The sequence below is a fragment of the Actinomycetospora sp. CA-053990 genome (genome assembly GCF_050948445.1).
Lineage (GTDB): Bacteria > Actinomycetota > Actinomycetes > Mycobacteriales > Pseudonocardiaceae > Actinomycetospora > Actinomycetospora callitridis.
The window spans coordinates 3900610-3927560 of record NZ_CP192043.1 but is presented as its reverse complement, the minus strand read 5'-3'; the positions used below and the strand labels follow the sequence as shown (position 1 = coordinate 3927560).

At 74.9% G+C, this 26951-nt stretch carries 32 protein-coding genes and 2 pseudogenes; 18 read left to right on the top strand and 16 right to left on the bottom strand.

From position 1 onward, the window contains the following. The first annotated feature begins 8 nt into the window (after window positions 1-8). Window positions 9-473, top strand: a complete 465-nt coding sequence (locus tag ACQPYN_RS20200) for an MSMEG_0567/Sll0786 family nitrogen starvation N-acetyltransferase (RefSeq protein WP_433026679.1) — start codon at window positions 9-11, stop codon at window positions 471-473. A gap of 18 nt (window positions 474-491) precedes the next feature. On the opposite strand, the gene ACQPYN_RS20195 is transcribed toward ACQPYN_RS20200, so the two are convergent. After that, a complete protein-coding gene (locus ACQPYN_RS20195) occupies window positions 492-3683 on the bottom strand; it encodes an ATP-binding protein (RefSeq protein WP_433026676.1) in 3192 nt (1063 codons plus the stop codon). Between the two features lie 268 nt (window positions 3684-3951). On the opposite strand from ACQPYN_RS20195, the gene ACQPYN_RS20190 reads away from it, so the two are divergent. From ACQPYN_RS20190 to ACQPYN_RS20170, 5 genes are all read left to right on the top strand, one after another. Next, window positions 3952-4155, top strand: coding sequence for a cold-shock protein (locus ACQPYN_RS20190; protein WP_274191308.1), 204 nt, complete (start codon window positions 3952-3954; stop codon window positions 4153-4155). A 190-nt stretch (window positions 4156-4345) separates the two neighbouring features. Then, on the top strand, window positions 4346-4630 hold the full coding sequence (locus ACQPYN_RS20185) for a hypothetical protein (protein WP_433026672.1): 285 nt from the start codon (window positions 4346-4348) through the stop codon (window positions 4628-4630). Then, complete coding sequence (locus ACQPYN_RS20180) at window positions 4623-4925, top strand: SH3-like domain-containing protein (RefSeq protein WP_433026669.1); 303 nt, start codon at window positions 4623-4625, stop codon at window positions 4923-4925. The genes ACQPYN_RS20185 and ACQPYN_RS20180 overlap by 8 nt, the downstream gene beginning before the upstream one ends. Then, the gene (gene nthA, locus ACQPYN_RS20175) at window positions 4922-5512 is read left to right on the top strand and encodes a nitrile hydratase subunit alpha (protein ID WP_433026666.1); all 591 of its coding nucleotides are present in this window, start codon (window positions 4922-4924) and stop codon (window positions 5510-5512) included. The genes ACQPYN_RS20180 and nthA overlap by 4 nt, the downstream gene beginning before the upstream one ends. A gap of 51 nt (window positions 5513-5563) precedes the next feature. Further along, on the top strand, window positions 5564-6772 hold the full coding sequence (locus ACQPYN_RS20170) for an MFS transporter (protein WP_433026663.1): 1209 nt from the start codon (window positions 5564-5566) through the stop codon (window positions 6770-6772). Between the two features lie 4 nt (window positions 6773-6776). Here ACQPYN_RS20170 and ACQPYN_RS20165 read toward each other — a convergent pair whose 3' ends face one another. Both ACQPYN_RS20165 and ACQPYN_RS20160 read right to left on the bottom strand, forming a co-directional pair. Next, window positions 6777-8132 (bottom strand): FAD-binding oxidoreductase, encoded by a 1356-nt coding sequence (locus tag ACQPYN_RS20165; RefSeq protein ID WP_433026660.1) that lies wholly within the window; start codon window positions 8130-8132, stop codon window positions 6777-6779. 48 nt (window positions 8133-8180) lie between these two features. After that, window positions 8181-9083, bottom strand: coding sequence for a LysR family transcriptional regulator (locus ACQPYN_RS20160; RefSeq protein ID WP_433026657.1), 903 nt, complete (start codon window positions 9081-9083; stop codon window positions 8181-8183). Window positions 9084-9154: 71 nt separating this feature from the next. On the opposite strand from ACQPYN_RS20160, the gene ACQPYN_RS20155 reads away from it, so the two are divergent. The 4 genes and pseudogenes from ACQPYN_RS20155 to ACQPYN_RS20140 all read left to right on the top strand — a co-directional run bounded on the left by ACQPYN_RS20155 (window position 9155) and on the right by ACQPYN_RS20140 (window position 11834). Beyond that, the gene (locus ACQPYN_RS20155) at window positions 9155-10333 is read left to right on the top strand and encodes a TDT family transporter (protein ID WP_433026654.1); all 1179 of its coding nucleotides are present in this window, start codon (window positions 9155-9157) and stop codon (window positions 10331-10333) included. Between the two features lie 88 nt (window positions 10334-10421). After that, window positions 10422-10625 carry a DUF4236 domain-containing protein gene (locus ACQPYN_RS20150; RefSeq protein ID WP_433026651.1) on the top strand — a complete coding sequence of 68 codons (204 nt, stop codon included), beginning with the start codon at window positions 10422-10424 and terminating at the stop codon, window positions 10623-10625. Window positions 10626-10755: 130 nt separating this feature from the next. Continuing rightward, window positions 10756-11517: pseudogene (locus ACQPYN_RS20145) on the top strand (anti-sigma factor RsbA family regulatory protein); the annotation flags it as partial. Window positions 11518-11564: 47 nt separating this feature from the next. Beyond that, window positions 11565-11834: an ATP-binding protein gene (locus tag ACQPYN_RS20140; protein WP_433026648.1), complete on the top strand. Its 270-nt coding sequence runs from the start codon at window positions 11565-11567 to the stop codon at window positions 11832-11834. Here ACQPYN_RS20140 and ACQPYN_RS20135 read toward each other — a convergent pair. Next, a complete protein-coding gene (locus tag ACQPYN_RS20135; protein ID WP_433026645.1) occupies window positions 11800-12138 on the bottom strand; it encodes an MmcQ/YjbR family DNA-binding protein in 339 nt (112 codons plus the stop codon). The two genes, ACQPYN_RS20140 and ACQPYN_RS20135, sit on opposite strands and share 35 nt — an antisense overlap. A 57-nt stretch (window positions 12139-12195) precedes the next feature. Between ACQPYN_RS20135 and ACQPYN_RS20130 the strand changes: the two genes are divergently transcribed. Together ACQPYN_RS20130 and ACQPYN_RS20125 are read left to right on the top strand one after the other, a co-directional pair. Next, a complete protein-coding gene (locus tag ACQPYN_RS20130; protein WP_433038967.1) occupies window positions 12196-12813 on the top strand; it encodes a TIGR03086 family metal-binding protein in 618 nt (205 codons plus the stop codon). 16 nt (window positions 12814-12829) lie between these two features. After that, window positions 12830-13626 (top strand): annotated as a pseudogene (locus tag ACQPYN_RS20125) (enoyl-CoA hydratase/isomerase family protein). A 3-nt stretch (window positions 13627-13629) separates the two neighbouring features. Here ACQPYN_RS20125 and ACQPYN_RS20120 read toward each other — a convergent pair. Together ACQPYN_RS20120 and ACQPYN_RS20115 are read right to left on the bottom strand one after the other, a co-directional pair. After that, window positions 13630-14106: a DUF6985 domain-containing protein gene (locus ACQPYN_RS20120; protein ID WP_433026642.1), complete on the bottom strand. Its 477-nt coding sequence runs from the start codon at window positions 14104-14106 to the stop codon at window positions 13630-13632. 4 nt (window positions 14107-14110) lie between these two features. Continuing rightward, window positions 14111-14380, bottom strand: coding sequence for a hypothetical protein (locus tag ACQPYN_RS20115; RefSeq protein WP_433026639.1), 270 nt, complete (start codon window positions 14378-14380; stop codon window positions 14111-14113). A gap of 36 nt (window positions 14381-14416) precedes the next feature. Between ACQPYN_RS20115 and ACQPYN_RS20110 the strand changes: the two genes are divergently transcribed. Further along, window positions 14417-15046, top strand: a complete 630-nt coding sequence (locus ACQPYN_RS20110; protein ID WP_433026636.1) for a polysaccharide deacetylase family protein — start codon at window positions 14417-14419, stop codon at window positions 15044-15046. A gap of 49 nt (window positions 15047-15095) precedes the next feature. Further along, a complete protein-coding gene (locus ACQPYN_RS20105; RefSeq protein ID WP_433026633.1) occupies window positions 15096-16016 on the top strand; it encodes an FAD-dependent oxidoreductase in 921 nt (306 codons plus the stop codon). Between the two features lie 7 nt (window positions 16017-16023). On the opposite strand, the gene ACQPYN_RS20100 is transcribed toward ACQPYN_RS20105, so the two are convergent. Both ACQPYN_RS20100 and ACQPYN_RS20095 read right to left on the bottom strand, forming a co-directional pair. Next, window positions 16024-16464 (bottom strand): DUF5709 domain-containing protein, encoded by a 441-nt coding sequence (locus ACQPYN_RS20100; RefSeq protein ID WP_433026630.1) that lies wholly within the window; start codon window positions 16462-16464, stop codon window positions 16024-16026. 52 nt (window positions 16465-16516) lie between these two features. Further along, window positions 16517-16918 carry a DUF5313 family protein gene (locus ACQPYN_RS20095; RefSeq protein WP_433026627.1) on the bottom strand — a complete coding sequence of 134 codons (402 nt, stop codon included), beginning with the start codon at window positions 16916-16918 and terminating at the stop codon, window positions 16517-16519. A gap of 77 nt (window positions 16919-16995) precedes the next feature. Between ACQPYN_RS20095 and ACQPYN_RS20090 the strand changes: the two genes are divergently transcribed. Further along, on the top strand, window positions 16996-17457 hold the full coding sequence (locus ACQPYN_RS20090) for a MarR family winged helix-turn-helix transcriptional regulator (protein ID WP_433026624.1): 462 nt from the start codon (window positions 16996-16998) through the stop codon (window positions 17455-17457). Here ACQPYN_RS20090 and ACQPYN_RS20085 read toward each other — a convergent pair. Beyond that, window positions 17454-18188, bottom strand: coding sequence for a TetR/AcrR family transcriptional regulator (locus ACQPYN_RS20085; RefSeq protein ID WP_433026621.1), 735 nt, complete (start codon window positions 18186-18188; stop codon window positions 17454-17456). The two genes, ACQPYN_RS20090 and ACQPYN_RS20085, sit on opposite strands and share 4 nt — an antisense overlap. A gap of 46 nt (window positions 18189-18234) precedes the next feature. Between ACQPYN_RS20085 and ACQPYN_RS20080 the strand changes: the two genes are divergently transcribed. Further along, window positions 18235-19701, top strand: coding sequence for an MFS transporter (locus tag ACQPYN_RS20080; RefSeq protein ID WP_433026618.1), 1467 nt, complete (start codon window positions 18235-18237; stop codon window positions 19699-19701). Here the strand turns inward: ACQPYN_RS20080 and ACQPYN_RS20075 are convergent. Next, window positions 19698-20888: an acyl-CoA dehydrogenase family protein gene (locus ACQPYN_RS20075; RefSeq protein WP_433026615.1), complete on the bottom strand. Its 1191-nt coding sequence runs from the start codon at window positions 20886-20888 to the stop codon at window positions 19698-19700. The genes ACQPYN_RS20080 and ACQPYN_RS20075 overlap by 4 nt on opposite strands. Window positions 20889-21012: 124 nt before the next feature. Between ACQPYN_RS20075 and ACQPYN_RS20070 the strand changes: the two genes are divergently transcribed. Continuing rightward, a complete protein-coding gene (locus ACQPYN_RS20070; RefSeq protein WP_433026612.1) occupies window positions 21013-21891 on the top strand; it encodes an alpha/beta fold hydrolase in 879 nt (292 codons plus the stop codon). A 59-nt stretch (window positions 21892-21950) separates the two neighbouring features. Here ACQPYN_RS20070 and ACQPYN_RS20065 read toward each other — a convergent pair whose 3' ends face one another. Then, window positions 21951-22382 (bottom strand): MarR family winged helix-turn-helix transcriptional regulator, encoded by a 432-nt coding sequence (locus ACQPYN_RS20065; protein ID WP_433026609.1) that lies wholly within the window; start codon window positions 22380-22382, stop codon window positions 21951-21953. Window positions 22383-22460: 78 nt separating this feature from the next. Here ACQPYN_RS20065 and ACQPYN_RS20060 point away from each other — a divergent pair, with 78 nt between their 5' ends. Next, window positions 22461-24236 (top strand): ABC transporter ATP-binding protein, encoded by a 1776-nt coding sequence (locus ACQPYN_RS20060; RefSeq protein WP_433026606.1) that lies wholly within the window; start codon window positions 22461-22463, stop codon window positions 24234-24236. 76 nt (window positions 24237-24312) lie between these two features. Here the strand turns inward: ACQPYN_RS20060 and ACQPYN_RS20055 are convergent, their stop codons facing one another. The 5 genes from ACQPYN_RS20055 to ACQPYN_RS20035 all read right to left on the bottom strand — a co-directional run bounded on the left by ACQPYN_RS20055 (window position 24313) and on the right by ACQPYN_RS20035 (window position 26904). Further along, window positions 24313-24492, bottom strand: coding sequence for a hypothetical protein (locus ACQPYN_RS20055; RefSeq protein WP_274195387.1), 180 nt, complete (start codon window positions 24490-24492; stop codon window positions 24313-24315). 136 nt (window positions 24493-24628) lie between these two features. Then, the gene (locus tag ACQPYN_RS20050) at window positions 24629-25225 is read right to left on the bottom strand and encodes a TetR-like C-terminal domain-containing protein (RefSeq protein WP_433026603.1); all 597 of its coding nucleotides are present in this window, start codon (window positions 25223-25225) and stop codon (window positions 24629-24631) included. Window positions 25226-25251: 26 nt separating this feature from the next. Continuing rightward, window positions 25252-25572 (bottom strand): SDR family NAD(P)-dependent oxidoreductase, encoded by a 321-nt coding sequence (locus ACQPYN_RS20045; RefSeq protein WP_433026600.1) that lies wholly within the window; start codon window positions 25570-25572, stop codon window positions 25252-25254. An 11-nt stretch (window positions 25573-25583) separates the two neighbouring features. Beyond that, complete coding sequence (locus tag ACQPYN_RS20040; protein WP_433026597.1) at window positions 25584-26315, bottom strand: SDR family oxidoreductase; 732 nt, start codon at window positions 26313-26315, stop codon at window positions 25584-25586. A 94-nt stretch (window positions 26316-26409) separates the two neighbouring features. Next, complete coding sequence (locus ACQPYN_RS20035) at window positions 26410-26904, bottom strand: YbaK/EbsC family protein (protein WP_433026594.1); 495 nt, start codon at window positions 26902-26904, stop codon at window positions 26410-26412. Window positions 26905-26951: the final 47 nt, after the last annotated feature.

Here is a 26951-nt window from a genome sequence, read left to right as displayed (position 1 = left end):
GGCCACCCGTGACCGAGCTGCGGGTCGCGCCCGCGCAGGCCGACTGCCGCCTCGTCGCGGACGCCGCGGAGGCCGAGGAGCACCACCGCATCCGGCGGGCGGTGTTCGTCGACGAGCAGGCCATCTTCGACGGGACGGACGTCGACGCCCACGACGCGCGATCCGACGTGCTGCAGGTCGTGGCCTGGATCGACGGGCGGGCCGCGGGCGTGGTGCGGCTCTTCCCGCTCGGGGCCGCGGGTGCCTGGCAGGGCGACCGGCTCGCCGTGCTCCCCGGGTTCCGCACCGCGCGCGTCGGCGGGCCCCTGGTCCGGTTCGCCGTCGCCACGGCGGCCGCGCGCGGGGGCACGCGGATGGTCGCCCACGTGCAGCGGGACAACCGCCGCTTCTTCGAACGGCTGGGCTGGACGGCGCGGGCGGACGAGATCTACGCGGGGCGGCCCCACGTGGTCATGGACATCGACCTGCGCTGAGTGCCGGTGTGCGGGCGCTCAGTGCGTGCTCGGCGACGGCACCGCGAGCCGTCCGCGCGCGACGAACCGGGTGCGCAGCTCGGGCGGCAGGGCGGCGGCGATCCTGTCGCGGGCCGGCTCGCGCGTCGAGGGCGCGCCGATCTGCGCGACGACGAGGTCCGAGCGGGTCTGCGCGGCCACGACGGCGGCGTCGGCGTCCCGCCCCAGGTGCTGGAGCGCCAGTGCCTCGTACTTCGTCGACCGGAACGTGCGGGCCTGCTCGAGGAGGGCCTCCGCGCGGGCGGGCTCCCAGCGGGCCTGCATCTCGAGCAGCCGCATCGCGGCCCGCGGCCGGAAGGGCAGGGGACGGTCGAGCAGGGGCGCGGCGGCCTCGACCAGCGCGCCGGCGTCGTCGTCGCGGCCCGCCAGGAGGTCGCAGTCGGCGAGGGCGAGCAGGGCGTGCAGGCCCTGCTCCAGCTCGAGCGCCCCGCCGCCGCGGCTCGCCAGCTCGACGGCCTCCTCGGCGTGCTCGCGGGCCCGGCCGACGTCGCCGAGCTCCTGCCACAGCCAGGACGTCGTCGTCTCGATGCCGGCGCGGTAGTAGCTGACGCCCGCCTCGTCGATCAGGCGCCGGGCGCGGTCCAACGAGCGCAGCGCGCCGGCGAGGTCGCCGACGTCGCCCCGGGCCAGCCCGCAGAAGAACAGGCTCTGCAGCAGGGTACGGAACTCACCGGTACGCGTGCACAGCACCACCGCCCGCTCCAGCACCGCGCGGGCCTCGGCGAAGCGGTCCATGTGCTGCAGGAGCGCGCCCCGGTAGGCCATGGCGACCGCGCTCGTGGCGTCGTCGGCATCGACGGCGAGCACCTGCTGGTAGGCGTGCGTCGCGCCGGTGTAGTCGCCGTCCCAGTGCCGGACGCGCCCGAGCAGCAGCAGCGAACTGCGGCGCGCGCCCGGCGCGGCGGCGGCCGACTCGGCGAGGTGCCCGGCGCGCTCCGCGAGGTCCACCGCACCCAGCGCGTCGCGCGCCCACAGCGCGGTCCAGCCGAGGCCCTCCAGGGCGCGCGCCTCGAGCTCCTCGTCGGCGAGGTCGCGGGCGAGGGCGAGCGCCTCGTCGTGGTCGTCCCGCGCGTCCTCGTGGTGCCCGAGGTCGGCACGGACCCCGCCGCGGCGCACCAGCAGCGTGGCGTGCAGCGCCCGGTCGCCGGCCCGGTCCGCGGCGCCGAGGGCGGCGGTCAGGAGCTTGTCGGCCTCCTGGTGGGCGAAGACCATGTGCGCGGCGTCCGCCGCCGCCATCCACGACCGCGCCGCGGCCGCGTGGTCGCCGGCCGCGGCGTGGTGGGGTGCCGCGGCCTCCGGCCGGTCGGCGAGCAGGATCGCCGCGCGCCGGTGCCTGCTGACGCGCACCGGCAGGGGAGCGGACTCGTAGGCGATCCGGCGCACGATGTCGTTGGCGAAGCGGTAGCTCGCGCCGTCGGTGACCAGGAACCCGGCGCGGGTCGCGCGTCCGGCCCGGTGGGCGCACTCCTCGACGCCCACCCCGCTCAGCGCCGCGACCTCGTCGAGCCCGAACGACGTCCCGAGCACCGCGGCCTGGGCCAGCAGCACCGTGACGTCCTCGGCGGTCGCGGCGAGCCGGCGCGACAGGGCCTCCTGCAGCGAGCCGGGGATGGTCGGGGCGGTCGGGTCGTCGGTGGTGGCACCGGTCTCGGGGTGGCGCAGCAGCTCGCTGACCAGCAGCGGCGAGCCCCCGGTCCAGGACGAGAAGCGCTCGAGGTCCTGCTCCCGCCCGGCGCCCGCGAGCAGGGCGCGCAACGCGTCCCGGGACAGCGGCCCGACGTCCAGGACGGTGGCGACGTCGCGCAGCGTCTCCGCGGCGCCGGCCGACTCGGCGGTCCGCTCGGTCGCGACGATCAGCACCCGGCGGGTCGCCAGGCGCGTGGCCAGGACGTGCAGCGCCTCGATGGTCGTCTGCCCGGCGTGCTCGAGGTCCTCGACGGCGAGCAGCAGGGGACGCGTCTCGCCGACCTGGCCGAACAGTTCCGCCATCGCGTCGAGCGTGCGCCGCCGGCGCAGCTCGGAGTGCGACGGGGCGGGCGCCCGGTGCGACGCCACCTCGCCGACGAGGTCGCCGAGCGCGGCGCGCTCGCGCTCCGAGAGCAGGTCACCGGCCCCGGGCGCCAGGCGCAGGACGATCTCGCGCACCGCCTCGGCGAGCGGCTGGAGGTAGAGCGAGCGCTCCGCGCCCGCGCACCGCACCACGGCGACGAGACCCCCGCTGCGCCGCGCCTCGACGCGCAGCGCCTGGCTGAGCGCACTCTTGCCGATCCCCGCCTCGCCGGTGACCAGCACCAGGCCGCCCCGGCCCCGCGCGGCCGCCGACCAGGCCCGCGAGAGCACCGCGAGCTCGGACTCCCGGCCGATGAGCGACGACGGTTCCGGGGCGGCGGCCTGCGCCGGCTCGGGCTCGGCGACGGGCGCCTCCGACCCGTGGCGCAGCACGGCGAGGAAGACCTCCTGCGTGCTCGGCGAGGGATCGCTCCCGAGGTCGGCGGCGAGGCGGCGTCGCAGGTCCTCGTAGGCGCCGAGAGCGTCGGCGTGCGCGCCGCGGCGCTGGTGGGCGGTCATGAGGGCCCGGGCCGCGGGCTCGTCCAGGGGGTTGTCGGCGAGGGCCCGGGACGCCTCGTCGACCGCCGTCTCGAGGTCGCCGAGGTCGAGGGCGGCGGTCCAGCGGCAGGTGCGGGCCCGGGAGAGCGCGCCGGCGACCGACACGCGGACCGCGTCGACCCAGTCGGCGTCCGGCGCGCCGGCCAGGGGGACGCCCGCGGTCAGCAGCCCCTCGGCGACCTCGGCGCTCATGGCGGCGAGGGCCCGCAGCCCCTGGGTGAGCTCGCGCTCGGCGGTGGCCACCAGGTCGAGCGCCTCGGAGACGTCGACGACGGTCGAGTCGTCGCGCACGAGCCGGTAGGCCCGGGGGTCGCCCTCGACCCGGTCGCGGCCCAGCGACCGGCGCAGGCGGCTGACCAGGGCGGCGAGGTTGCGCGCCGGCTCCGCGGGCTGCCGGTCGCGCCACAGGAGGTCGGTCAGCACCGTGGTGGGGAGGAAGCGGCCGTGGTGGGCGGCGAGGAGGCACAGGAGCCGCTCCGCCTGCCCGCCCGGGACGGCCCCGTCGGGCACGCCCTCCACCCGGAATCGGCCGATCAGCCGAAGCCGGAGGGGTCGCGTGCTCACCCGGTGATCGTACGGCGCTGGGCATGACGGGGGTCACGTTCCGGTCGTTGCCGACCGTTGCGCCCGGCGCCACCGACGACTCCGGACGGCTCTGATACGTTGATTCCGTTGCCGTCTCGTAGTCCTCGCTGTGCTCTGAGCTTCGTGGATCATGTTGACATCGACCCGCTCGCACAGCTCGCCACATCTCCGTGCCGTGCCTTGAGTGGATCGGGCAACGCTCGAGAGCGGGCGAGGCCCGCTCTGTCCGACCTGAAAAAGAGGATGCATGTCCGACGGCACAGTCAAGTGGTTCAACGCCGAAAAGGGCTTCGGTTTCATCGCCCCGGATGACGGCGGCAAGGACGTCTTCGTCCACTACTCGGCCATCGAGGGTGGCGGCTTCCGCTCCCTCGAGGAGAACCAGCGGGTGAGCTTCGAGTCGAGCCAGGGCGCCAAGGGCCCCCAGGCAGACTCGGTCCGCCCCGCCTGATCTTCCCCAGCCTTCCCGGAGACTCCTCCGGACTGGCCTGGTCGGACGCCGCCGTCAGGGTGCGCGTCCGACCTGCCGGGCTGTGATCCCGCGCCTCATACCCGCGGGATCACAGCCTTTCGGTATTTCTGGGCCTGTTTGCGATTTCCGGACCTCGTGCGTCCGGGTCCGTCTGCGGTAGGAACGGCCTGTGAGCCGCATCAACGACGTGGGCGGGATGGTCGGGTTCCCGGCCGTGATCGAGGAGCCCGACGAGCCGCCCTTCCACGCCGACTGGGAGGCGCACGTCTTCGCCCTCAACGGGGTGATGCTGCGCCGCGGTGTCTACAACCTCGACGAGTTCCGCGACGCCATCGAGCGGATGCCGCCCGCGGAGTACCTGGCCTCCTCGTACTACGAGAAGTGGTTCCACGCGATCACCACGCTGCTCGCGGAGAAGGGGATCGCCACGCCGGAGGAGCTGGCCGGTGGCTGATCGCTTCGCGCCGGGCGACCGCGTCCGCACCCGCACGGCCGACCCGCCCGGGCACACCCGGCTGCCGCGCTACGCGCGCGGGGTCGTCGGCGAGATCGTCGGCACCTGCGGACGGCACCCGCTGGCCGACGAGCTCGCGCAGGGTCTCGACTCCGCGCCGCGCGCCGTGCACCAGGTGCGCTTCCGCGCCGGCGACCTCTTCGGTCCCGGTGACGACGGCCGCGATCACGACGTCGTCGTCGAGCTCTGGGAGGACTACCTCGAACCCGCTGACCCGGAGGGGGACCCACGATGAGCACCACGCACGACGACGGACCGCTCGCCGCGCGGGTCCGGCACGTGGAGACGCTGCTGGAGGAGCGGGGGTGGCTGGCGGACGGCGAGCTCGACGAGCGCATCGACGCGTTCGCCGCCGGCGGCTCCCCGGCCAACGGCGCGGCGATCGTGGCGCGGGCCTGGGTCGACCCGGGGTTCCGCGAGCGCCTGCTCGCCGACGCGAGCACCGCGATCGAGGAGCTCGGGATGTCGATGGCGGCGGGCCTGCAGGTGCAGCCGCTGGTCGCCGTCGCCAACACCGCCGACGAGCACCACGTCGTCGTCTGCACGCTGTGCTCGTGCTATCCCGTGTCGCTGCTCGGGCCGTCGCCGACCTGGTACAAGAGCGAGGCCTACCGGTCGCGGGTGGTGCGTGATCCCCGCGGGGTCCTGCGCGAGTTCGGCCTCGAGCTGCCCGACGGCGTGCGCATCACGGTCTGGGACGCGAGCGCCGAGACGCGCTACATGGTGGTGCCGCGCCGTCCGGAGGGCACCGACGGCCTGTCCGAGCAGGAGCTCGCCGGGCTCGTCACGCGCAAGGGGCTGATCGGCACCGCTGCTGTGTGACGGTGCTCAGCCGGCACCGCAGGACCCGGCATTCGGTTAGCGTTGCTCATGATGCCAGAGAAGACGGAGCAGCAGTCGGCGGTGCGCGTCGGGTCCGGTGCCGTCGCGATCACCACCGCGACGGTGCTGCCGATCTTCCTGCTCGGCGCGCTCTCGGTGCAGGTCGGCGCGGACCTGGGCTTCGACCCGGCGGCGCTGGGCCTCATCGTCTCGGCGTACTTCGGGGTGTCCGCGCTGGTGTCGCTGCCGGTGGGGAAGCTGGTCGAGAAGCTCGGGTCCCGGCGCACCAGCCGGATCGCGCTGGTGGGGGCCGCGATCTCGATGCTGCTGATCGCGGCCCTCGCGCGCAGCTACGCGGCCGTCGTGGCGATCGTGCTGCTCGGGGCGTGGACCAACGTCATGGGCCAGCTCAGCACGAACCTCACGCTCGCCCGGGCGATGCCGGCCCGACGCCTCGGGCTGTCGTTCGGGGTCAAGCAGGCGTGCGTCCCCCTGGCGACGCTGCTCGCGGGCCTGGCCGTGCCCGCCGTGGGTCTGACCGTCGGGTGGCGCTGGGCCTACGTGATCGCGGCCGGCATGGCGCTCGGCGCCCTGGCCGTCGCGCCCCGCGGGTCCGGCCCGGAGGAGCGCTCGGCCGCCGGGAAGGCCGACCGCGCGACCGCTGCCCTGGCCGTGGTCGGGGTCGCGGCGGGGCTCGGCGCCGCGAGCTCGACCGGCCTGAGCATCTTCCTGGTGGCCTCCGCGGTCGACCAGGGCGTGGCGCCGGGCCTCGCGGGCCTCGTCCTGACGCTCGGCAGCGTGGTCGCCGTCGTGATGCGCATGCTCCACGGCTGGCTCGCGGACCGGCGCGCCGGTGGCCACGTCGCGGTGGTCGCCGGCTCCCTGCTCCTCGGCGCCGCCGGGGTGCTCCTGCTCGCGGTCCCGGGATCGGCGGCCCTGGTCGTCGGCACCGTCCTCGGCTTCGGTCTCGGCTGGTCGTGGCCCGGCCTGCTGCAGTTCGCCGTGGTGCGCCTCAACCCCTCCGCCCCGGCGGCGGCCACCGCGATCGTGCAGGTCGGGGTGTACGCGGGCGGGTGCCTCGGCCCGGTCGGGTTCGGGCTGCTCGCCACCGGGATCTCCTTCGCGGCGGCGTGGATCGTCGCGGCCGTCGCGATGCTCATCGCCGGGATCGGGGTGCTGGTGGGGCGGCGCATGCTGCTGCGGCACCGGGACGCGGCGGGCGCCCGCGATCTGCCCGCCGGGGTCCCGGCCGGCCGGTGACGTCCTACCGCGCCGGCGGGACGTTGTGGTTGATCCGGAAGACGTTGTCCGGATCCCAGGCCGTCTTGACCGCGACGAGGCGGTCCCACAGGTCGGGCTCGTAGGCGTCCCGGACGTCGGCGGTGCTGACGTGGGCGCCGGCGAGGAAGTTGACGAGCGCCCCACCGTCGCTCCACGGCGCGAGGTCGGCGAGCAGGGCCCGCTCCGCGGCGTCGTCGGACGCCGACGGTCCGGTGGGGTGCGGGTAGGCCGTGACGTAGACGGTGGCGACCGCCCCGCGGTGCCCGACGGCGTTCGGGACGGCGGGCTCGCGGCTCAGCGCGCCGCCGAGGTGGCGCACCTCGATGACGAAGGGTGTGTCGGGCCGGGCGTGGCGCAGCAGCGCGGCCACCATGTCGGCGTCGACGTCGCGCAGCGCGAGGGAGTGGCTGTTCGTGGCCGTCGGGGTCACGGGGTCGTTGTGGATCGTCCCGAGTTCGGTGACGGGCATGGTCCGCACCGTGTCCAGGAACGGGGTCGCCGCCGCGCGGATCGGCGCGATGACCTCCTCGCACCGCGCCGGGGTGCCCGACGAGGTGACCCGGACCCAGCACGACCACCGACCGCGCAGGGGACCCACGGCGGGGAGGTCGGGGAACGACACCATCGCCACCGACAGGCTGACCTCGTCGGGGGCGTCGCCGCAGGCGGCCACCACGGCGGGCAGGACCGCGCCGGCGTCCTCGCCCGCGAAGAAGAGTCCGCCGCCGTAGACCTCGGTGAGCTCCACGAGCCCGACCTGCATCCCGGTGACGACCCCGACGTTGCCGCCGCCCCCGCGCAGCGCCCAGAACAGGTCCGGGTGGTCCTTTGCGGTCACGCGACGCGGGACGCCGTCGGCCGTGACGACGTCGAGCCGGCGGACGTGGTCGGCGGAGAACCCCCAGCGCCGGCCGAGCACCCCGATCCCGCCCCCGAGCGTGTAGGACACGGCCCCGACCGCCGGCGCGGAGCCCGCGAGCGGGGCCAGGCCGAAGGGCGCCGCCTCGTGCAGCACGCGGCTCCAGACCGCACCGGCCTCGATCCACGCGGTGCCGTCGGACGGGTCGACCCGCACGGCGTCGGCGCGCCGGGTGGTGATCAGCAGGGCGTCGTCGGCGGGGACGGTGATGCCGTGGCCGGTCGCCTGCACGCCGACCGCGAGCCCCGCGTCGCGGGCGTACTGCACGGCCGCGATCACGTCGGCGGCTCCCGTCGCGCCGACGACGACCGCGGGGCGCTGGCTCACGGCGAGGTCGAAGCCCGCGAGCTCGTCGGCGTAGCCGTCGTCCCCCGGCCGCAGGACGGGCCCGGCGACCCGGGAGGCGAGGTCGTCGGTCATGACGGTGATCGTAGGGACACGCCCGGAGGAAAAGGCCGGAGAAAAAGGTCAGTCTCGGCCCGACCCCGTCGCGATCCGCACGAGATCCTCCGACGGCCCGGTCAGCGGGCGGCCGCGGTGCCACACGGCGGACAGCGCGCGGTGCAGCGCCACCCCGCGGACCGGGACGGCGACGAGGGTGCCGGCGGCGAGATCCGGGGCGACGGCCAGCGAGCTGAGCACCGCGGGTGCCACCCCGCCCGCCGCCGCGTTCTTGATCGCCGTGGTCGAGGCCAGCTCGAGGACGGGCTCGGCGAGCGGACCGATCGCCCGCTCGAGGTGCGACCGCGTCCCCGAGCCGTGCTCGCGGGCCACGAGCGGGGTGGTGGCCAGGCGGGCGGCGTCGATCCCGTGCCGGCGCCGGGCCCACGGGTGGTCGGGGGAGACGACGACGGTGAGCTGGTCCCGCGCCACGACCTGGGCGTCGAGCTCGTCGGGCACGGTCGGCGCCTCGACGAAGCCGACGTCGGCGCGGTCGGCGAGCACGTCGGCGGCGACCTCGGTGGAGTTCTGCGACGACAGCGACACCGCGGTGCCGGGGTTGCGGGTCCGCAGGGCGACCAGCCAGCGGGGGAGCAGGTACTCGGCCACCGTGAGGCTCGCGGCCACCCGCAGGCGGCTCGACTGCTCGGCGCGCAGCGAGGCGATCCCGGCCTCCAGCGCCTCGGCCGCGTCGACCGCGGAGCGCGCCCACCCCGCGACCAGCGCCCCGGCCGGGGTCAGCGTGGTCCCGCGCGGCGAGCGCTCGAGCAACGTCACGCCGAGGGCGGCCTCCAGCGAGCGGACCCGGGCGCTGACCGCCGCCTGGGAGACGCCGTGCGTGGCCGCCGCCCGGCCCATGCTGCCGCGCTCGGCGATCGAGAGCAGCAGGTCGTAGGGGCCGAGGTCGGCCACGCGGGGCGGCAGGGGCACAAGCGCAGCTTATGGGTGCACGAGGTCGGGCCACCTACTCGGGGACCGTCCGCCGCACCAGCATTCCTGTCATGACGGTGATGAGTGACGAGCGAGCGGTGACCCTCCCGGCGGCCCTCACGGCGCCCACGGCGCTTACGTCGGCCCCGGTCGCCCGTCCGCGCCTGCTCCTCCGGGACCTCGACCGTCCGGGTGCGATGTTCGCGAACCTCGGCCCGAACTGGTTCTCCACCGTGATGGGTACCGGCGTCGTCGGCGGCGCCGCGGCGAGCCTGCCGGTGGCCGTCCCCGGTCTGCGGGTGTTCGCGACCGTCGTCTGGGGTCTCGCGTCGGTGCTGCTGATCGCGCTGGTCGCGGCCTGGGCCGTGCACTGGCTGCGTCATCCCGCCGCCGCCCGCCGCCACGCGAGCAACCCGGTGATGGCCCAGTCCTTCGGGGCGGTCGCGATGGCCGTGATGACCGTCGGCGCCGGGACCGTCCTGCTCGGCGGCCCGGTGCTCGGGGTCGGCACGGCGGTGGCCGCCAGCAGCGTGCTCTGGGGCGTCGGCACCGCGATCGGCCTGGTCACGGCCGTCTGGATCCCGTACCGGATGATCACCGAGCACGAGATCGGCGCCGACGGCGTGTTCGGCGGCTGGCTGATGCCGGTGGTGCCGCCCATGGTCTCGGCCGCCGACGGTGCCCTGCTCCTGCCGCACCTGGACGCGGGCACGGCCCGGACGACGCTGCTGCTGGCCTGCTACGCGATGTTCGGGATGAGCCTGCTCGCCACGCTCGCGATCCTGCCCCAGATCTGGCACAAGCTCGTCGTCCACGGCACCGGCCCGGCCGTGGCGGTGCCGACGATGTGGATCGTGCTCGGCCCGCTCGGCCAGTCGGTGACCGCCGCGAACCTGCTCGGCGGCCAGGCCGCCGGCAGCCTGCCCGAGCCCTACGCCACCGGCGCAGCGGTGCTCGGCCTGCTCTACGGCGTGCCCGTCTGGGGCTTCGCGATGCTCTGGCTCGCCCTCGCCACGGCCGTCACGATCCGGACCGCCCGCCGCGGCCTGCCGTTCTCGCTGACCTGGTGGAGCTTCACGTTCCCCGTCGGCACCTGCGTCACCGGCACCAGCGCCCTCGCCGCACGCCTCCCGCTGCCCGCCCTCGCGGGCGCCGCGGTCGTGCTCTACGTCGTGCTCCTCGCCGCGTGGGTCGTCGTGTCCGTCCGCACCCTGCACGGCGGTCTGGTCCGCGGGCACCTGTTCGCCTGACCGGATCGCCTGACCGATTCGTCTGTTCGGCGGCGTTCGGGAACTCCGTCCCCGGGGCAGCCGTTGACCTGACGACGAAGGAGGCTCCATGGGATTCCGACTGCTGCCCCACGTCCACCCCCGCCACCACCTGCGGCGGACGATCAAGCTCGGCCCGGTCCGGCTCCACGCCGGGCCCGACGGCGTCAGCTGGGGACTCGGCGCCGGACGCTGGTCGTGGAACGCGAAGAGCCGGCGCCACACCGTCGACACCCCTGGTCCGGGGTACTGGCAGAGCAAGGGCCGGCGCTAGCCCGCAGTGCGCTCGGCTGGTGCGGTCGGGGGAAGCGCGTCCGGCATCCACCGCCGCGGCTGCGCCGCACGCCGGTATCCGGGTGGAAAGCGCCGGGTGGCGGCGGTGTTCAGAGCCCGGACCAGGCAGGATGTCGTCCGTCAAGGAGCCGACGGCCGGAATGGCGACGATGAGCGCGGACGACGAGCACGGTCGGCACCACCAGGGCGGTGCCGACACGCTGGTCCATCCTGCGCTGTTCTACGCCGACGACGAGGCCTATCTCGCCGGCACCGTCCCGTTCCTGCGGGAGGGGCTCGACGCCGGTGAGCCGGTGATGATGGCGGCGCCGCCGGCCCGGCTCGACCTCGTGCACGCCGCGCTGGGGTCGCAGGCCTCCGACGTCGTCTTCCACGACATGACCGTCGCCGGCCGCAACCCCGGGCGCATCATCGCCGGCGTGCTGCGGGCGTTCGTCGACGAGCACGCCGGCCGTGGCCGCGTGCGGATCATCGGTGAGCCGATCTGGGCCGGCCGCAGCCCGGCCGAGTACGCCGCGGCGGTGCAGCACGAGGCGCTGATCAACGTCGCGCTGGCCGACCGCCCCGCGACGGTGCTCTGCCCGTACGACACCACCGTGCTCGCCCCGTCGGTGGTGGCCGACGCGGAGCGCACGCACCCGGTCATCCTCGAGCGGGGCGCCAGCACGGCGAGCACGCACTACGCCGACCCCGCGGAGCTCGCGCAGTGGGTCAGCGGACCGCTCGCCGAGCCCGAGGAGGTCGGCGAGACGCTGGTGTTCGCCGCGCCGGACGGGCCGCGGGTGGTGCGCCGGGCCGTCGCCGAGCACGCGCTGCGCGCCGGGCTCGACGAGGACCGCGCCGCCGACCTGAGCCTCGCCGCCTACGAGGTCGCGGTGAACACCGTGGTGCACACCGGGCGCCCGGGCCTGCTCGCGCTGTGGACGCGCGAGCCGGGCCGGGGCGGGGGGAGCCCGCCGCGGTCGTGTGCGAGGTGCAGGACAGCGGGTGGATCGCCGACCCCCTCGTCGGGCGGCACCGCGCCGGCCCCGCCGAGGGCCGCGGGTACGGCCTGGGCCTCGCCCACCAGCTGTGCGACCTCGTGCAGATCCACAGCGACCCGTCGGACGGGACGACGGTGCGGATGACGGCGTGCCTCCCGGCCGCGCCGGACCTCAGCGCTCGCGGCGCATCAGCCAGGCGTCCGTGACCAGCTCGGTCAGCCGCGCGACGTCCACCTTCTCCAGACGCAGCATCACCAGCGGCGCCCCGTCGTAGGACGGGGTCGAGAAGAACAGGTCGGGCTCGCCGAGCAGCAGCGCCTGGCGCTCGGCCTCGTCGCCGACGAACAGCACCGCGACGTCGGTGCGCAGCACGCGGCGCCCGCCGCTGCGGTCCGGGTACGACCAGACGAAGCCCCGACCGTCCACGCGGAAGTCGAAGCCGTCGCTGTCGATCTCTTCCACGCCGTCGAGCCCCAGGGCCAGTCGACGGACGTCGTGCACGTCGGCCATCGCCGGTGAGCTTCCCAGACGCCGGTCCCGGCGAGGAGGGTCGTGCCCATGGCCGATATCCCCAGTGCCGATCCCCCCAGTGCCGATCCCCCCGGTGCCGATCCGCGCAGCGCCGACGCCCGTGCGCTGGTACCCGCCGCCATCGACCGGTTCACGGTCCGGGTCCGTGCTGCGGATGCTGCCGGCGCCTGGGACGCCCCGACCCCTTGCAGCGCGTGGTCGGTGCGCGATCTCGTCGCCCACCTCTGCTTCGAGCACCTCTGGGCGCCGCACGTCCTGGCGGGGACGCCGATGGACGAGGTCGGCGACCGGTACGACGGCGACCTGCTCCAGGACGACCCGCCCGGGGCGTGGCGGCGCGCCGTCGCCCGGTCGCGGCCGCTCTGGACAGCGACCGAGGGGCACGCCGCGCAGGGGCACACGTCGTTCGGGTGGCTCCCGATCGGGGAGTACGCCGAGCAGATGCTGCTCGACCTGACCGTGCACGAGTGGGACCTCGCGCGCGGGGCGGGGCTCGACGAGACGCTGGACGAGGTCGGCGTCGACCGCGCGCTCGCCTACATCCGCAGCGACCCGATCATGCTCACCGGAGCGGGCCTGTGGGGCGAGCCGGTGCCTCCCGCCGGCGACACGGCGCGCGACGAGCTGCTCGCGCTGCTCGGGCGGCGCGTGTAGGGCAGGTTCTCCGGTCATGACGACCCGCCCCGTGACGGTCGATGTCGATGCCGCAGGCCTGGCCCTCGTGACCGTCGACCACCCGCCGCTGAACCTCTACGACCAGGCCCTGCACGAGGCGCTGCGCGACGCCGTCGCCGAGCTGGAGCGCGCGCGGCCCCGGGCGGCGCTGGTGCGCGCCGAGGGCAAGGTCGTCAGCGGCGGCGTCGACGTCAAGCAGATCTTCCACCCCATGGCGCAGGCCGGCGACGTCGACGCCGGCACCCGCTACTTCGACGAGCTCGTCGACCTCGGCCGGCGGATCCACCGGCTGCCGTTCCCGACGGTCTTCGCCGCGCACGGGCTGACGCTGACCTGGGCGTTCGAGGTGGCCCTCGCGTGCGACCTCATCGTCGCGAGCCCGCGCGCCTCGTTCGGGCTGGTCGAGGCGACCGTGGGCCTGACCCCGGCCATGGGCGGCACGCAGCGCCTGGCCGAGCGCGCCGGCCCGGGCGCGCGCGGCTGCTGGTGATGACCGCCGGACGCTTCGGCGCCGAGGAGCTCGAGCGCTGGGGCGTGGTCGACCGCCTGCTGCCCGAGGAGGGCTTCGACGACGCCGCCCGCGAGCTCGCCGCCTCCCTGGCCGCCGGCCCGACGACGGCGCACGCGGCCACCAAGGAGATCCTGCGTCACCTCGCGGAGGGCGGCCTCGAGGCGGCCCACCGGGTGACGCCGGGCGCCGCGGGGCAGCTGTTCGCCACCGCCGACCTGCAGAACGCGATGGCGTCGTTCGTCGAGCAGGGCCACGGGAAGGCGACGTTCCGGGGTGAGTGAGGGTCAGCCGTAGACCGTGCCGGGGTGTGCCGCGAGGATCGACGGGCTGACGGTCAGGTGGCCGGTGTAGGGCCCGACGCGGCAGACGGCCCCGGTGGCGTCGAACACGAGCTGGAGCCCGTGCTCGGGCTCCCACGGGACCTCGCCCTCGAAGTTGACGTAGCACGGCGACGCGGCGTCCGGCCCGTCCTCCATCAGCAGGGGCCTGCGCGGCAGCTCGACGTGGGCCCAGATGTCGGCGTCGTCGGCGAGCGGCGGCATGCCGAGGTTGTCCGCGCCGACGGCGTCCTCGACGTCGCGGTAGTACTCCCAGAGGTGGGGCGTGAGCGTGTCGAGCAGTTCCGGGCCACCGGCCCGGAGCGCGGCGACCGCCCGGTCGAAGCACTGCCGCTGCTCCGGTGTGGGGTCGCCGTCCGGCTCGGCCAGGTCGAGCAGCTCCGCCACCCGTGCCGCCGTCGCGCGCAGCCCGTCGGACGTCATCGCGTCAGCCCCGCAACGGCTCGACGTACCGCCCGTCGAGGTGCAGCTCGCTGCGCGCGGCGAACCCGGCGTAGGCGGACTCGACCTCCACCAGCGCCGTGCTGCTGCCGACCGGGACCTCGAAGCGCTTCGCGGTGAGCCACAACCGGCCGGTCGCGACCACCTCGGCGTTCCGGCGCACCTCGATGCCGCCGGACCACGTGCTGTGGTCGACCTCGATCTCGTACTCCCTGCCGTCGACGTCCACCCGCCACACCCGGCTCGCTTCGCTCATACGGCCCCCGTTCCCCCGCAGGAGTTGGATCAACCCGTGGCTCCGTTCGCCCGTGCGCTCGGCCCCGTCCTGCGCGGGCGGGTGCTGTTCGCCGTCCCGACGCGGGCGCGACGGTTCGCCCTCACGATCGACGACGGGCCCGACCCGTCGACCACCCCGGCCCTGCTGGACGTGCTGGCCCGGCGGGGCGCCCGGGCGACGTTCTTCGTCCTCGGCGAGCGCGCCGAGCGCCACCCCGACCTCGTCGCCCGCCTGGTGGGGGAGGGCCACGAGCTCGGGAACCACACCTGGCGCGACGAGCCGAGCTGGCGCCTCGAGGAGCAGGCGTTCCGGGACTCGCTGCGGCGTTCCCGGCGGACGCTGGAGGCGCACGCCCCGGTGCGGTGGTTCCGGCCGGGTTCCGGGTGGCCGACGGCGGAGCACCTCGCGATCGCCGAGGCGGAGGGCCTGCGCGCCGTGCTCGGCAGCGCGGTGGCGGTCGCCGGGGCCGGCGCCGGGACGGCGGGGACCGCGCGGTGGCTGGACACGGTGGTCCGGCGCGGCGCCGTCGTCGTCCTGCACGAGGGCCCGGGACGCGAGGCGGTCGCCGGCACCGTCGACGCCCTCCTCGCGCGCACCGGGCGACGCGGCCTCGCGGCGGTCACGCTCTCGGAGCTCGCGCGGTGATCGGATTCGTCCAAGCCGCGTCCCGCCCGGTGACGCCATGATGTCGACCATGAGCGACGTCGTGGTGGTGGGTGCCGGCGTGATCGGCCTGTCGAGCGCGATCCGGCTGGCCGAGGCGGGTCACCGGGTCCGGGTCCTCACGGACCGGGCGGTGGAGGACACGACGTCCGTGGCGGCGGGCGCCATGCTCGGGATCAGCGGGGCCGGCCCCGACGACCCGCTGACGACGTGGACCGAGCGCTCCACCCCGGTCTTCGAGGAGCTCGCCGACGACCCCGCCACCGGCATCCACCGGCGACACGGCCGGATCCACGTCGACGTCGCCGACGAGCTGCCGCCGTGGGCCCGCGTGCTCCCCGACTTCCGGGCGCTCGGCCCGGACGAGACGCGGGGGCGGGTCGGCATGGCCGTCACCCTCCCGTTCGCCGACATGCCGACCTACCTCGCGCACCTGGCGGACCGGGCCGCGCGGCTCGGGGTCGTCGTCGAGCAGCGGCACGTCGCCGACCTCGCCGACCTCGCGGAGCCCGGACGCGTGGTGGTGAACGCCGCGGGGAGCGGGGCCGGGGTGCTCGCCGGGGACCCGACGGTGACCGGGGTGCGCGGCGTCCACGTCGTGCTCGCCGACGCCGGGATCGAGGAGTTCTCGATGGAGGTCGTCGCCACCCCGCGCTGGACCAACGTCTTCCCGCACCCCGGCCGCGTCGTCGTGGGCGGCGCCGCCCTTCCGCCCGACGACGGGACCCCCGACGCGCAGGTGGCCGAGGAGATCCTCGCCCGCGCGATCGCCGTCGAGCCGCGCCTCGCCGACGCCCGGGTGCTCGGCCGCGAGGTCGGGTGGCGCCCGGCGCGGCCGTCACCGCGGGTCGAGGTCGACGACCGGGGCGTCGTCCACGCCTACGGCCACGGCGGGGTGGGCGTCACCGTGTCGTGGGGCGTGGCCGACGAGGTCGTGGGCCTGGTCGCCTGAGCCCGGGTCAGCGCTCGTCGTCCACCAGGTGGATCGCGGCCTCCTCGGCGCTCGCCCCGGCACCGTCGACGCCGACGTCCTCGGCGAAGAAGTCCTCACCGTCCTCGCTCAGGACGAGCCGTCCGGAGCGGTCGTCGCCGACCTCGTCGTCGCGGAGCTCGCCGTCGGTGTCGGACTCGTCGCCGAGGCCGTCGCCGTCGTCGGTGTCCTCGTCGTCGTCGGGCTCCTCGCGGCGCAGGCGGTCGGCCAGCGGCTCGCCCTCTTCCTCCTCCTCGGGCGTGACGCCCCAGGCGGTGGTGCCCCAGGGCTGCTCGTTCGGGGAGATGCCCTCGTCGAGCGGGTCGTCGAGGTCGGGGTTGTCGAGGGACTCGGCCTCGTCGAGCTGCTCGAAGACGGTGTCGTCGTCGGTGTCGGGGTCGTCCCCGTCGGGGATGTCGGGCGTGGTCACGTGCCCAGTGTGCCCGGGGCCGGTATGTCCTGGCCGGTGTGTCTGGGGCCGGTCAGGCGCCGGGCGGGGTCCGGTACCGGGCGGCGTAGCGCTCGGCCGCCGCGGCGTCCTTCTCGGCCGTGCGCTCGGCGCGCGTCGCGGGGCCGGTGCCCGCCGGGTAGCCGGCCTTGACCAGGCGGTGCTCGGCGGTCTCGTGCAGGTAGCTGATCGAGAAGATCAGACCCATGATCGCCCCGCCGAGGGAGCACATGAGGCGCAGCCAGAGCGGGCCGGGGACGAACACGACGATCGCGATGACGAACGGGGAGATCTGCACGACCGCGCGCAGGACGTGGCGCAGCCACCACGTGCGGCAGGTGGTGTCGCGCAGCACCCACGGCGCGTACCGCGCCGGCAACGACCCGCCGAAGGCGTACCAGAGCCACAGCAGGGGGTTCGGGCGGCGGACGGTCACGTCGGTCTCCATCGTTGGTGCACCAATGGTTTGCACACCAGTATTATGACCACGAACCGGCGATGAGGGGACGTGGGATGGGCGACACCGCACTGGAGGACCTCGATCCGCTGGCCCTCGAGAACCAGGTCTGCTTCGCGCTCGCGGTCGCGGCCCGCACCGTGATCTCGGTGTACCGGCCGCTGCTCGAGCCGATGAACCTCACGCACCCGCAGTACCTCGTGATGCTCGCGCTCTGGCAGGACGCGCCGCTGTCGGTGACGGAGCTCAGCCGCCGCCTCGAGCTCGACCCCGGCACGCTCTCGCCGCTGCTCAAGCGCCTCGAGGCCGCCGGCTACCTCACCCGCGAGCGCGACCCGGGCGACGAGCGCTCGCTGGCCGTGCGCCTGACCCCGGCGGGCGTCGCGCTGCGCGCGCAGGCCGAGCAGATCCCGCCGGCCATCGTCGAGCGCCTCGACATGGACCTCCCGGAGCTGCGCGACCTGCACGGCGCGCTGACCGAGGTCATCGCCGCGGCCCGGCGCGCCCAGCAGCGCTAGCTCCCCGGCCCCCCGGTCGCGAGCCCGCCGAGCAGCAGCTCCAGCGTGAAGTCGAACCGCTCGTGCCCCTCGCCGGCGGTGAGCTCCGCGGCGTGGGCGACGGTGTGCGGGAAGCGGTCGGTGGGCAGTATCCGGAACCGCTCGACCACCTCGTCGCGATCGAGGAGCCGGCGGTCGGTGCGCTCGTCGGCCTGCCGGCGCAGGGAGGCCTCGAGGCTGTAGGCGCCGACGTAGAGGAACGCGGCGTCGATCGCCCAGGCGGCGTCCTGCGGCGACACCCCGCCCGCCAGGAGGATCGCGAGCAGGCCCTCGGTGAGGCGCAGGGCGTCCAGGCTGTGGGGGGCGGTGGACAGCGCGGCGCGTGAGATGCCCGGGTAGCGGAAGTACTCGTCGCGCAGCGCACGGCAGACGTCGACGACCTGCTCCCGCCAGCGTGCGGCGTCCGGCGCCGGCAGCGTCACCCGGGCGCAGAGCTCGCCGATCAGGAGGTCGTCGAGCTCGGCCTTGTCGCGGACGTGCGCGTACAGGGACGCCGGCCCGGTCTCCAGTGCCGTGGCGACCCGCCGCATCGTCAAAGCGTCGTACCCCTCGGCCGCGACCAGCCCGAACGCCGCGTCGACGATCCGCTCGACGGTGATCGGCGGCTTGCGCGGCCGCGACGCCCGCCGGGGCTGGTCGAGCGCGGCGATCTGCGCCGCCCACCGGTCGCGCGACGCTCCTCGGTCGGACACGTCACGAGCGTAGCAGTTGACACGAACAGTGCTCGCGCCTAGAACGATGTTCGTGACAAGAACAGCGTTCGTGCCGTCGGTTGCCGGTGGCTCCCCGCGCTCCCTGCGTGCGGCGTGGCTCGCGCTGACCGGTCTCTCGGCGGTCTTCCTGGTCGAGATGCTCGACAACTCGATCCTCACCGTCGCCCTCCCGACGATCGGCCGCGAGCTCGCGGCCTCCACGGTCGCGCTGCAGTGGGTGACCAACGCCTACGCCGTGGTCTTCGGCGGGCTGATGCTGGTGTTCGGCGCCGTGGCCGACCGGGTCGGGCGCCGCCGGGTCATGCTCGTCGGCCTGGTGCTGCTCGGGGCCGCGAGCCTCGCGACCGCGTTCGTCACCAGCGCGGAGCAGCTCATCGCGGTCCGCGCGGTGATGGGCGTCGCCGCCGCGATGACCACGCCCGGCTCGATCGCGCTGGCCTTCCGGCTCTTCGACGAGGAGGGCCTGCGCGTCCGCGCGATCACGCTGATCTCGACGGTCGGCCTGGTGGGGCTCGCCGTCGGCCCGACGGCCGGGGGCTTCGTGCTCGCGATCGCTCCGTGGCAGGTGCTGTTGCTGGTGAACGTGCCCGTCGCCGCGCTCGCGATCCTCGGCATCCGCGGCGGCATCGCCGCCGACCGGCCGGACGACCGGCACCGCACGCCCGCGGACGTCCCCGGCGGCGTGCTCGGCACCGCCGCCGTCGTGCTCGCCCTCGTCGCGCCCACGCTGTTCGTGGAGCGGGGCGCCGGCTCGTGGGTGCCGTGGGTCGCCACCGGCGCGACCGTCGTCGCGGCGGTCCTCTTCGTCCTGCGCGAGCGCTCGGCGCGTCACCCGCTGCTCGACCTCGCGCTCGTCGCCCGACCCCTGGTGTCGAGCGGCCTCGCCTTCAAGGCCGCCGCCGGGCTCGCGATCGCCGGCCTCGGCTACATGGTGACGCTGCAGCTGCAGCTCGCCTGGGGCTGGTCCCCGGCGCTCGCGGCCCTCGGCATGCTGCCCCAGGTGGTCGTCCTCGTGGCGGGCGGACCGTTCGTGCACCGCTTCGTGCGGTGGGTCGGCGTCGGCCGGGCCGCCTCGATCAGCGCCACGACGGTCGTCGCCGGGCTCGCCGTGTACAGCCTGCTGGGCGGCCTCGGCTACGTCTGGGTCGCCGCCGCCCTGGTGCTCGTGGCCGCCGGGATGCGCGTCGTCGGCGTCGTCGCGGGCTACAACGTGCTGAACGGCCTGCCGGAGAACCGCACCTCGATCGGCGCGGCGCTCGTCGACACCGCCTCCGAGGTCACGTCCGCCGTCGGCATCGCCGTCGCCGGCACCATCCTCGCGGCCCTGTTCACCGGGAGCATTGCCGCGCCGCACTGGACCGGGGCGCAGGCCGTGCAGTTCCGGGAGGCCGTCACGATCTCCGGCCTCGTGCTCACGGTCGCGTCCGCGGCGCTCGTCGGCTGGGCGATCCTCCGGATGCGCCGGCCGTCGGACGACCGCGTCGCGGTCTAGTAGGAGCGGGGCAGCCCGAGGACGTGCTGGCCGAGGTAGGCGAGCACGAGGTTGTTGTTGACCGGGGCGACCTGGTAGAGGCGGGTCTCGCGGAACTTGCGTTCCACGTCCCAGGTGTCGACGAACCCGTAGCCGCCGTGGGTGTCCAGACACGCGTTCGCGGCCTGCCAGCTGGCCTCACTGGCCAGCAGCTTGGCCAGGTTGGCCTGCTCGCCGCACTTCTGGCCGGCGTCGAACAACGCCGCCGCCCGGTAGCGCATCAGATCCGCCGCGGTGACCTGCCCGTAGGCCCGCGCGAGCGGGAACTGCACGCCCTGGTTGGCCCCGATCGGCCGTCCGAACACCTCGCGGGAGGTGGCGTAGTCGGTGGCGCGGGCGATGAACCAGTAACCGTCCCCGACGGCCTCGGCGGCGAGCAGGATCCGTTCGGCGTTCCACCCGTCGAGCACGTAGCGGAACCCTGTGCCCTCCTCCCCGATCAGGGCCGACGCCGGGACCCGCATGTGCCGGTAGCGGACCTCGTTGGTGGCGTAGTTGAACATCGTGCGCACCGGGGTCACCTCCAGCGCCTCGGGCTGCTCACGCCGGACCTCGCGCAGATCGACCAGGAACAGGCTGATCCCCCGGGTCCGCTCCGCGGGATCGTCGGCGCGCGGGCTGGTACGGGCCAGCACGAGGGCGAGGTCGGACTGCTCGATGCGGCTGGTCCAGTTCTTGTGCCCGCTGATCACGTAGCCATCGCCGTCGCGCACCGCGGTGGTGGCGATGTCGGTGGTGTCCGACCCGGCCTCGGGCTCGGTGATCGAGAACGCCTGCAGCCGCAGCGACCCGTCCGCGATCGCCGGCAGATAGGTCTGCTTCTGGGCCTCGGAGCCGTGCTTGAGCAGCGCCCCCATCGTGTACATCTGCGCGTGACAGCCCGCCGAGTGCCCACCGGAGCGGTTGATCTCCTCCAGCACGATCGAGCCCTCGGTGATCCCCAGCCCACCCCCGCCGTACTCGGCCGGGATCAGCACCGCCAGATACCCCGCCTCGGTCAGCGCATCCACGAACGCATCTGGGTACTCCCGCGCCCGATCCCGCTCCCGCCAGTACGAGTCCGGGAACCGCGTGCAGAGCTCGCGGACCTCCCCGCGCAGACGCTCCTGCTCCGGGGTGGTGACGATGGTGCTCGGGGCGTCGGCCATGGCGCACACTCCATCACCGCGTCCTGTCGGGTGCTCGGCGGCGGCGCCTTGACAACCCCACGGTTGAGCGCAACGCTGGGACTCGTTGGTTCGATATCCGTACTCCACCCCGGGGGAGCAGGCCGTGGCCGAGACGAAGGTCCTTTCCGTGGACGGCGCCGAGATCGTCTACGACGTCTACGGTCCGCTGCCGCCGGCCGACGGGCACCCGGTGCTGCTCATGATCGGCCAGCCGATGGACGCGAGCGGTTTCCGCGCTCTCGCGGCACGCTTCGAGGAGCGCACCGTCGTCGCCTACGACCCCCGCGGGCTCGGCCGCAGCACCCGCAGCGACGGCCGCGTCGACAACGACCCGGTCACCCAGGCCGAGGACCTCCACGCGCTGATCGCCGAGCTCGGCGCCGGGCCGGTGGAGGTGTTCGGGAGCAGCGGGGGAGCGGTCACGGGCCTGCAGCTCGTCACCGCCCACCCCGAGGACGTCGTGACCCTCGTGGCGCACGAGCCGCCGATCATCGGCGTGCTGCCGGACGCCGAGGCGGCCCACCGGGCGTCGACGCGGTTCCGCGACGCCTACCGGGCCCGGGGCTGGGGCCACGGCATGGCGGGCTTCATGGCCCTGGGGATGTGGCAGGGCGCGTTCACCGACGAGTACTTCGCCCAGCCGGCGCCCGACCCCGCGATGTTCGGCATGCCGACCGAGGACGACGGGTCCCGCGACGACCCGCTGCTCTCCGATCACTCTCTCGCCGTCACCGACTACGAGCTCGACGTCGACGCCCTCACCGCGGCGCCGACCCGCGTCGTCATCGGCGTCGCCGAGGAGACCGCCGGGACGTTCACCGCGCGGACGTCGGTGGCCACCGCCGAGCGTCTCGGCCAGGAGGCCGTGGTCTTCCCGAGCCACCACGGCGGCTTCCTCGACGGCGAGTTCGGCTGGCCCGGCAAGCCCGACGAGTTCGCCGTCGTGCTGCGCGACGTCCTCGAGGGTGTCTCCGCGCGGTAGGGCAGTGCAGCGATGCTTCGAACATCGAAGCATCGCGGACGGCCTCCTCCACGCGCCCCCTACGGTGCGAGCAGGCGCAGGAGGCGGGTGAGCTCGGCGCGGTCGTCGTCGCCGAGGGTCGCGAACACGCGATCGGCCTCGGCGGCGCGCGCCGCCTGCACCGCGCGCCCGAGCTCGGTGCCGGCCTCGGTGGCGACGACCTGCGTCGCCCGCCGGTCCTCGGGGTCGGGTCGGCGCTCGACGAGGCCGCGCTCCGCGAGCGCGTCGACGACCTCGGTGGCCGAGCGGGGCGCGATCCGCAGGTGCTCGGCGAGCTCGCCCGAGCGCACCGCGCCGTGGCGCAGCAGCACGCCGAGCGCCCGGAGCTGGGAGGGTGAGACGCCCCAGGGGGCGAGCGCCTCGCGCGACTGGTGGCGCAGCCGGCGCGCGACCTGCCAGAACGTCTCCGCGAGCGAGCTCTGCTCCGGGTCGTCGCTGCGCTCGTCATCCACGGGGAATACCCTTCGCGAGTTGTTGTTGTAGCCTCACGTTGAGGTTACCTCAGCAACCCACCACCGAGGAGTCGCCCCTTGCCCCGCCCCCCTGAACCCAGCCGTGAGACCCGTGCCGAGGACGCCGAGCTGGCGCGCCAGGTCTCCCTGCGTCGCGTCGCGCGCCTGTTCCGTCAGGACCGCCGGCCGCTGGCCGTCGTCGTCGCGGTCATCGTGGCGTCGTCGATCGTCGCCATGGCCTCGCCGTTCTTGCTCCGCGCCGTCATCGACGAGGCGCTCCCGCAGCGCGACCTGCGCCTGCTCGTCCTGCTCGCCGCCGGGATGATCGGCGTCGCCGCCGTCACCGCGGCGCTCGGCGTCGTCCAGACCTGGATCTCCACCGGCGTCGGCCAGCGTGTCATGCACCGTCTGCGCACCGACGTCTTCGCCCACCTGCAGCGCCAGTCGCTCGGCTTCTTCACGCGCACCCGCACCGGCGAGGTGCAGTCGCGCATCACCAACGACATCGGCGGCATGCAGACCGTCGTCACCTCGACGGCGACGTCGATCGCCGCCAACCTCACGACGGTCGTCGCCACCGCCGTCGCCATGGTCGCCCTGTCCTGGCAGCTCGCGCTCGTCACCCTGGTCGTGCTGCCGCCGGCCGTGCTCGTCAGCCGCCGCGTCGCGCGCATGCGCCGCGAGCTGACCGCGGCACGCCAGCGCGAGCTCGCCGACCTCAACGTCACGATCGAGGAGGGCCTGTCGGTCGACGCCGCCGCGCTGCACCGCACGCTCGGCACCGGCCCCGCCCTCGTCGAACGCTTCACGTCGTCCTCGGCCCGTCTCACCGACCTCGAGCTGCGCTCGCAGCTGGCCGGACGCTGGCGCATGGCCACGATGGGCGTCGTCTTCGCGGCCATCCCGGCTCTGATCTACGTCGGCGCGGGCCTGCCCTGGACCGTCGGCGCGCTCTCGATCGGCACCCTCGTCGCCTTCACCTCGCTGCAGGCGGGGATCTTCCGGCCGCTCTCGGGGCTGCTCGACGTCGGCGTCCAGGTGGCCAGCTCGCTGGCGCTGTTCGCGCGGATCTTCGAGTACCAGGACCTGACGGTGGACATCGCGGACCCGGACGACCCGGTGTCGCTCAACGACGTCCGCGGCGACCTGCGCATCGAGGGCCTGACCTTCACCCATCCCGGTGGCCACCGGCCCGCCCTCGACGACGTCGACCTGACGGTGCCTGCCGGCACGACGCTCGCGCTGGTGGGGGAGACCGGGTCGGGCAAGACGACGCTCGGCGCGCTCGTCGCCCGCCTCCACGACCCCGACGCCGGGCGCATCACGATCGACGGTGTCGACCTGCGCGACCTGCGGCTGGCCGATCTCGCCGGCGTCGTCGGGGTGGTCAGCCAGGAGACCTACCTCCTGCACACCACCGTGCGCGAGAACCTGCGCGCGGCCAAGCCGGACGCGACCGACGCCGAGATCGAGGCCGCCGCCCGCGCGGCCCGCATCCACGACGTCGTCGCCGCCCTGCCCGAGGGCTACGACACGATGGTCGGCGCCCGGGGTCACCGCTTCTCCGGCGGCGAGAAGCAGCGCATCGCCATCGCCCGCACGCTCCTGCGCGACCCGCGGGTGCTCGTCCTCGACGAGGCCACCAGCGCGCTCGACACCGAGACCGAGCGGGCCGTGCAGCTCGCACTCGACGACCTCGCGCGGCACCGCACCACGCTGACCATCGCGCACCGCCTGTCGACCGTGCGTCACGCCGACCGGATCGCGGTGCTCGACCACGGCCGGGTCGTCGAGACCGGCACGCACGCCGAGCTGGTGGACCGCGAGGGGCGCTACGCGGCGCTCGCCGCCTGAGATCCGACCGTCCGAGCCCCGGACACACGGAAGCCCGCCCCGACCAGGTCGGGGCGGGCTCGTCGGGTGGACGGGATCAGCGAGCGGCGCGGTCGATCCAGCGGGGGTCGACACCGTTGCGGTGCTGCTCGATGCGGCGAAGCCGCGTGCGCGCCTGGTGGGTCAGGCCATCGAGGCGGTCGAGGAGCTGGCGCAGCTCGGAGAGCTCGACGTCGAGGGCGTCGACCTCGGATTCGGGCGTGGTGCGTGCGGGCACGGCAACCTTCGTTCGGGTGCGGTGTACGGGACGTCTGGGCCGTGACGGAGACTACCGGATCGATCCAGACGCCATCCAGCCTACGCCTTTCCTGTCACCTGGTTGCGCACCACCGTTCCCGTCGCCGTCACCTTCGTCACCTCCGTGCCACTCCACGGACCACCTGGGCGACGAGGGTGCGGGCGAGCTCCTCGGTCAGCGGCTGGTCGGGGATCAGCAGCCGGTGGTAGCAGGCGCCCCACAGCTGGTCGACCACCGCTTCGGCGTCGACGTCATCGCGGAGCTCGCCGCGGTCACGCGCCTGCTCGATCGCCGTGACGGCGAGCGCCCGACGCGGCGCGGAGTAGTGCTCGCGGTACGCCGCGGCGAGCTCGGGGTCGGTCTGCGCCGAGCCGATCAGCTCCGCGATCACCCGTCCCGCGGGCGTCTCCGTCACCAGGCGGACGAACGCGGTGAGCTGGTCGGTGAGGTCGGCGGCGATGTCGCCGGTGTCGGGGAACGCGAGGGTGCTCTGCACCGAGCGGAAGTAGGCCTCGAGGGCGAGGGCGCCGCGCGACGGCCACCACTTGTGCAGGGTGGTCCGGCTCGCGCCCGAGATCGCCGAGATGCGCTCGAAGGTGAAGCCCGCCATGCCCTCGGCGAGCAGGAGCTCGCCCGCGGCGGCCAGCACCTCGCCGCGCACCTCGTCGGCCGGGCGCCGACCCCGTCCCCGGGGCCGGCGCTGGTCGTCCACGACCGGCGATGCTAGCGATCTCCCGGTCATGCCCGGACGTGCAGCAGGTCGTCGAGGCCGATCCGGCGGTAGAACTCCGTCCGCACGCGGTCGCCGACGGCGTTGACGACCTCGGCGCCGTCGATCGCGGCGTCGACGGAGCCCTGGTCGGCGACGTCGAGCTCGACGGTGCGCAGGTCCGCGCCCTGCTCGGCCGCGAAGGCCGCGGCGTCGGCGACGGCGGGCGCGTTCCGGCCGGCCGTGTCACGGATGCCGGCGTAGACGGTGTGGCCGGCGCGAGCGAGCGCGCGGGCGCTCATGGCCCCGAAGCCGCTCGAGGCGCCGGTGATGACGATGCTCTGGTGCATGTCCGGGCCTCTCAGGCGAGTCCGCCGTTGGCGAACAGGGTCTGGCCGTTGACCCAGCGGGCGGGTCCGGCGAGGAAGGCGACGGCCTCCGCGATGTCGTCCGGCTGCCCGAGGCGCTCGAGCGGCGCGACCTTCGCGAGCCCGGCGACCTGCTCCTCGGTCTTGCCGTCGAGGAACAGCGGTGTCGCGGTCGGGCCGGGCGCGACGGCGTTGACGGTGATGTCGCGGCCGCGCAGCTCGCGGGCGAGAACGGGGACGAGAGCCTCGACGGCGCCCTTGCTGGCGACGTAGCCGCCGTAGGTGGGGAACGACAGCCGCGTCACCGACGTCGAGAACGCGACGATCGCGCCGCCGGCGCGGACCCGACGGGCGGCCTGTTGGGCGACGACGACGGTGCCGCGGATGTTGGTGCGGTGCATGCGGTCGAGGTCGTCGAGGTCGAGCTCCGCGATGGGCGCCAGGACCATGATCCCGGCGGTGTTCACGACGACGTCGATCCCGCCGAACGCCTCCTCGACGGCGTCGAACGCGGCCTCCATCTCCGCCGGCTCCGCGACGTCGCCGCCGACGGCGATCGCCCGGCCGCCGGCCGCCTCGATGGCGGCGACGACCTCCTCGGCCCGGGCCTTGTTGCCCGCGTAGTGCACGCCGACGGCCATGCCGTCGTTCGCCAGCCGCTCGGCCACCGCGCGGCCGATCCCGCCCGAGCCCCCGGTGACGAGGGCGACGCGAGTGCTGCTCATGGGTACCTCCGGTAGATGTGGACGCTGTGCCCATATACAGAGAACCACGAAAAGGACACGCTGTCCACATCTTGTCGTTGAGTGCTGGAGGCGGTCAGTCGTCCGCGACCTCGAGCAGCGTCCCGCCGGTGAGGGCGACGAGCTCCTCGGCGGTGGTCGGGAACATCGAGTGCTCGTCCCCAGCGCCGGCCCAGACGGTCGGGTACGCGGTCAGCGCGACGTCGACGAGGCAGGGGAGCGGTGCCGGGTGACCGACCGGCGCGACCCCTCCGACGTGCTGGCCGGTCGCCCGCAGGACGGTGTCGGGGTCGGCGCGCTTGACGCGGCGCTTCGCGACGCCGAGGTGGGTGGCGAGGCGCCGGGGGTCGACGCGGTGCGCGCCGGACGCGAGCACGAGGACCGCCCGGGCCTCCTCGCCGGCGGTGAAGACCAGGCTGTTGGCGATCGCGCCGACCTCGCACCCCAGCTGCTCCGCGGCGGCCGCCGCCGACGGGACCGGGGTGTCGAAGGTCCGGATCTCCCGCGGCGACCCGGCGGCCTCCAGGGCGCGCTCGACCGCTTCCCGGCCGGTGACATCGTGCGTGCTCACGGCGCCGGAGGGTACGAGGCGCTCGTGCGGCGCACCTCCTGGACCGT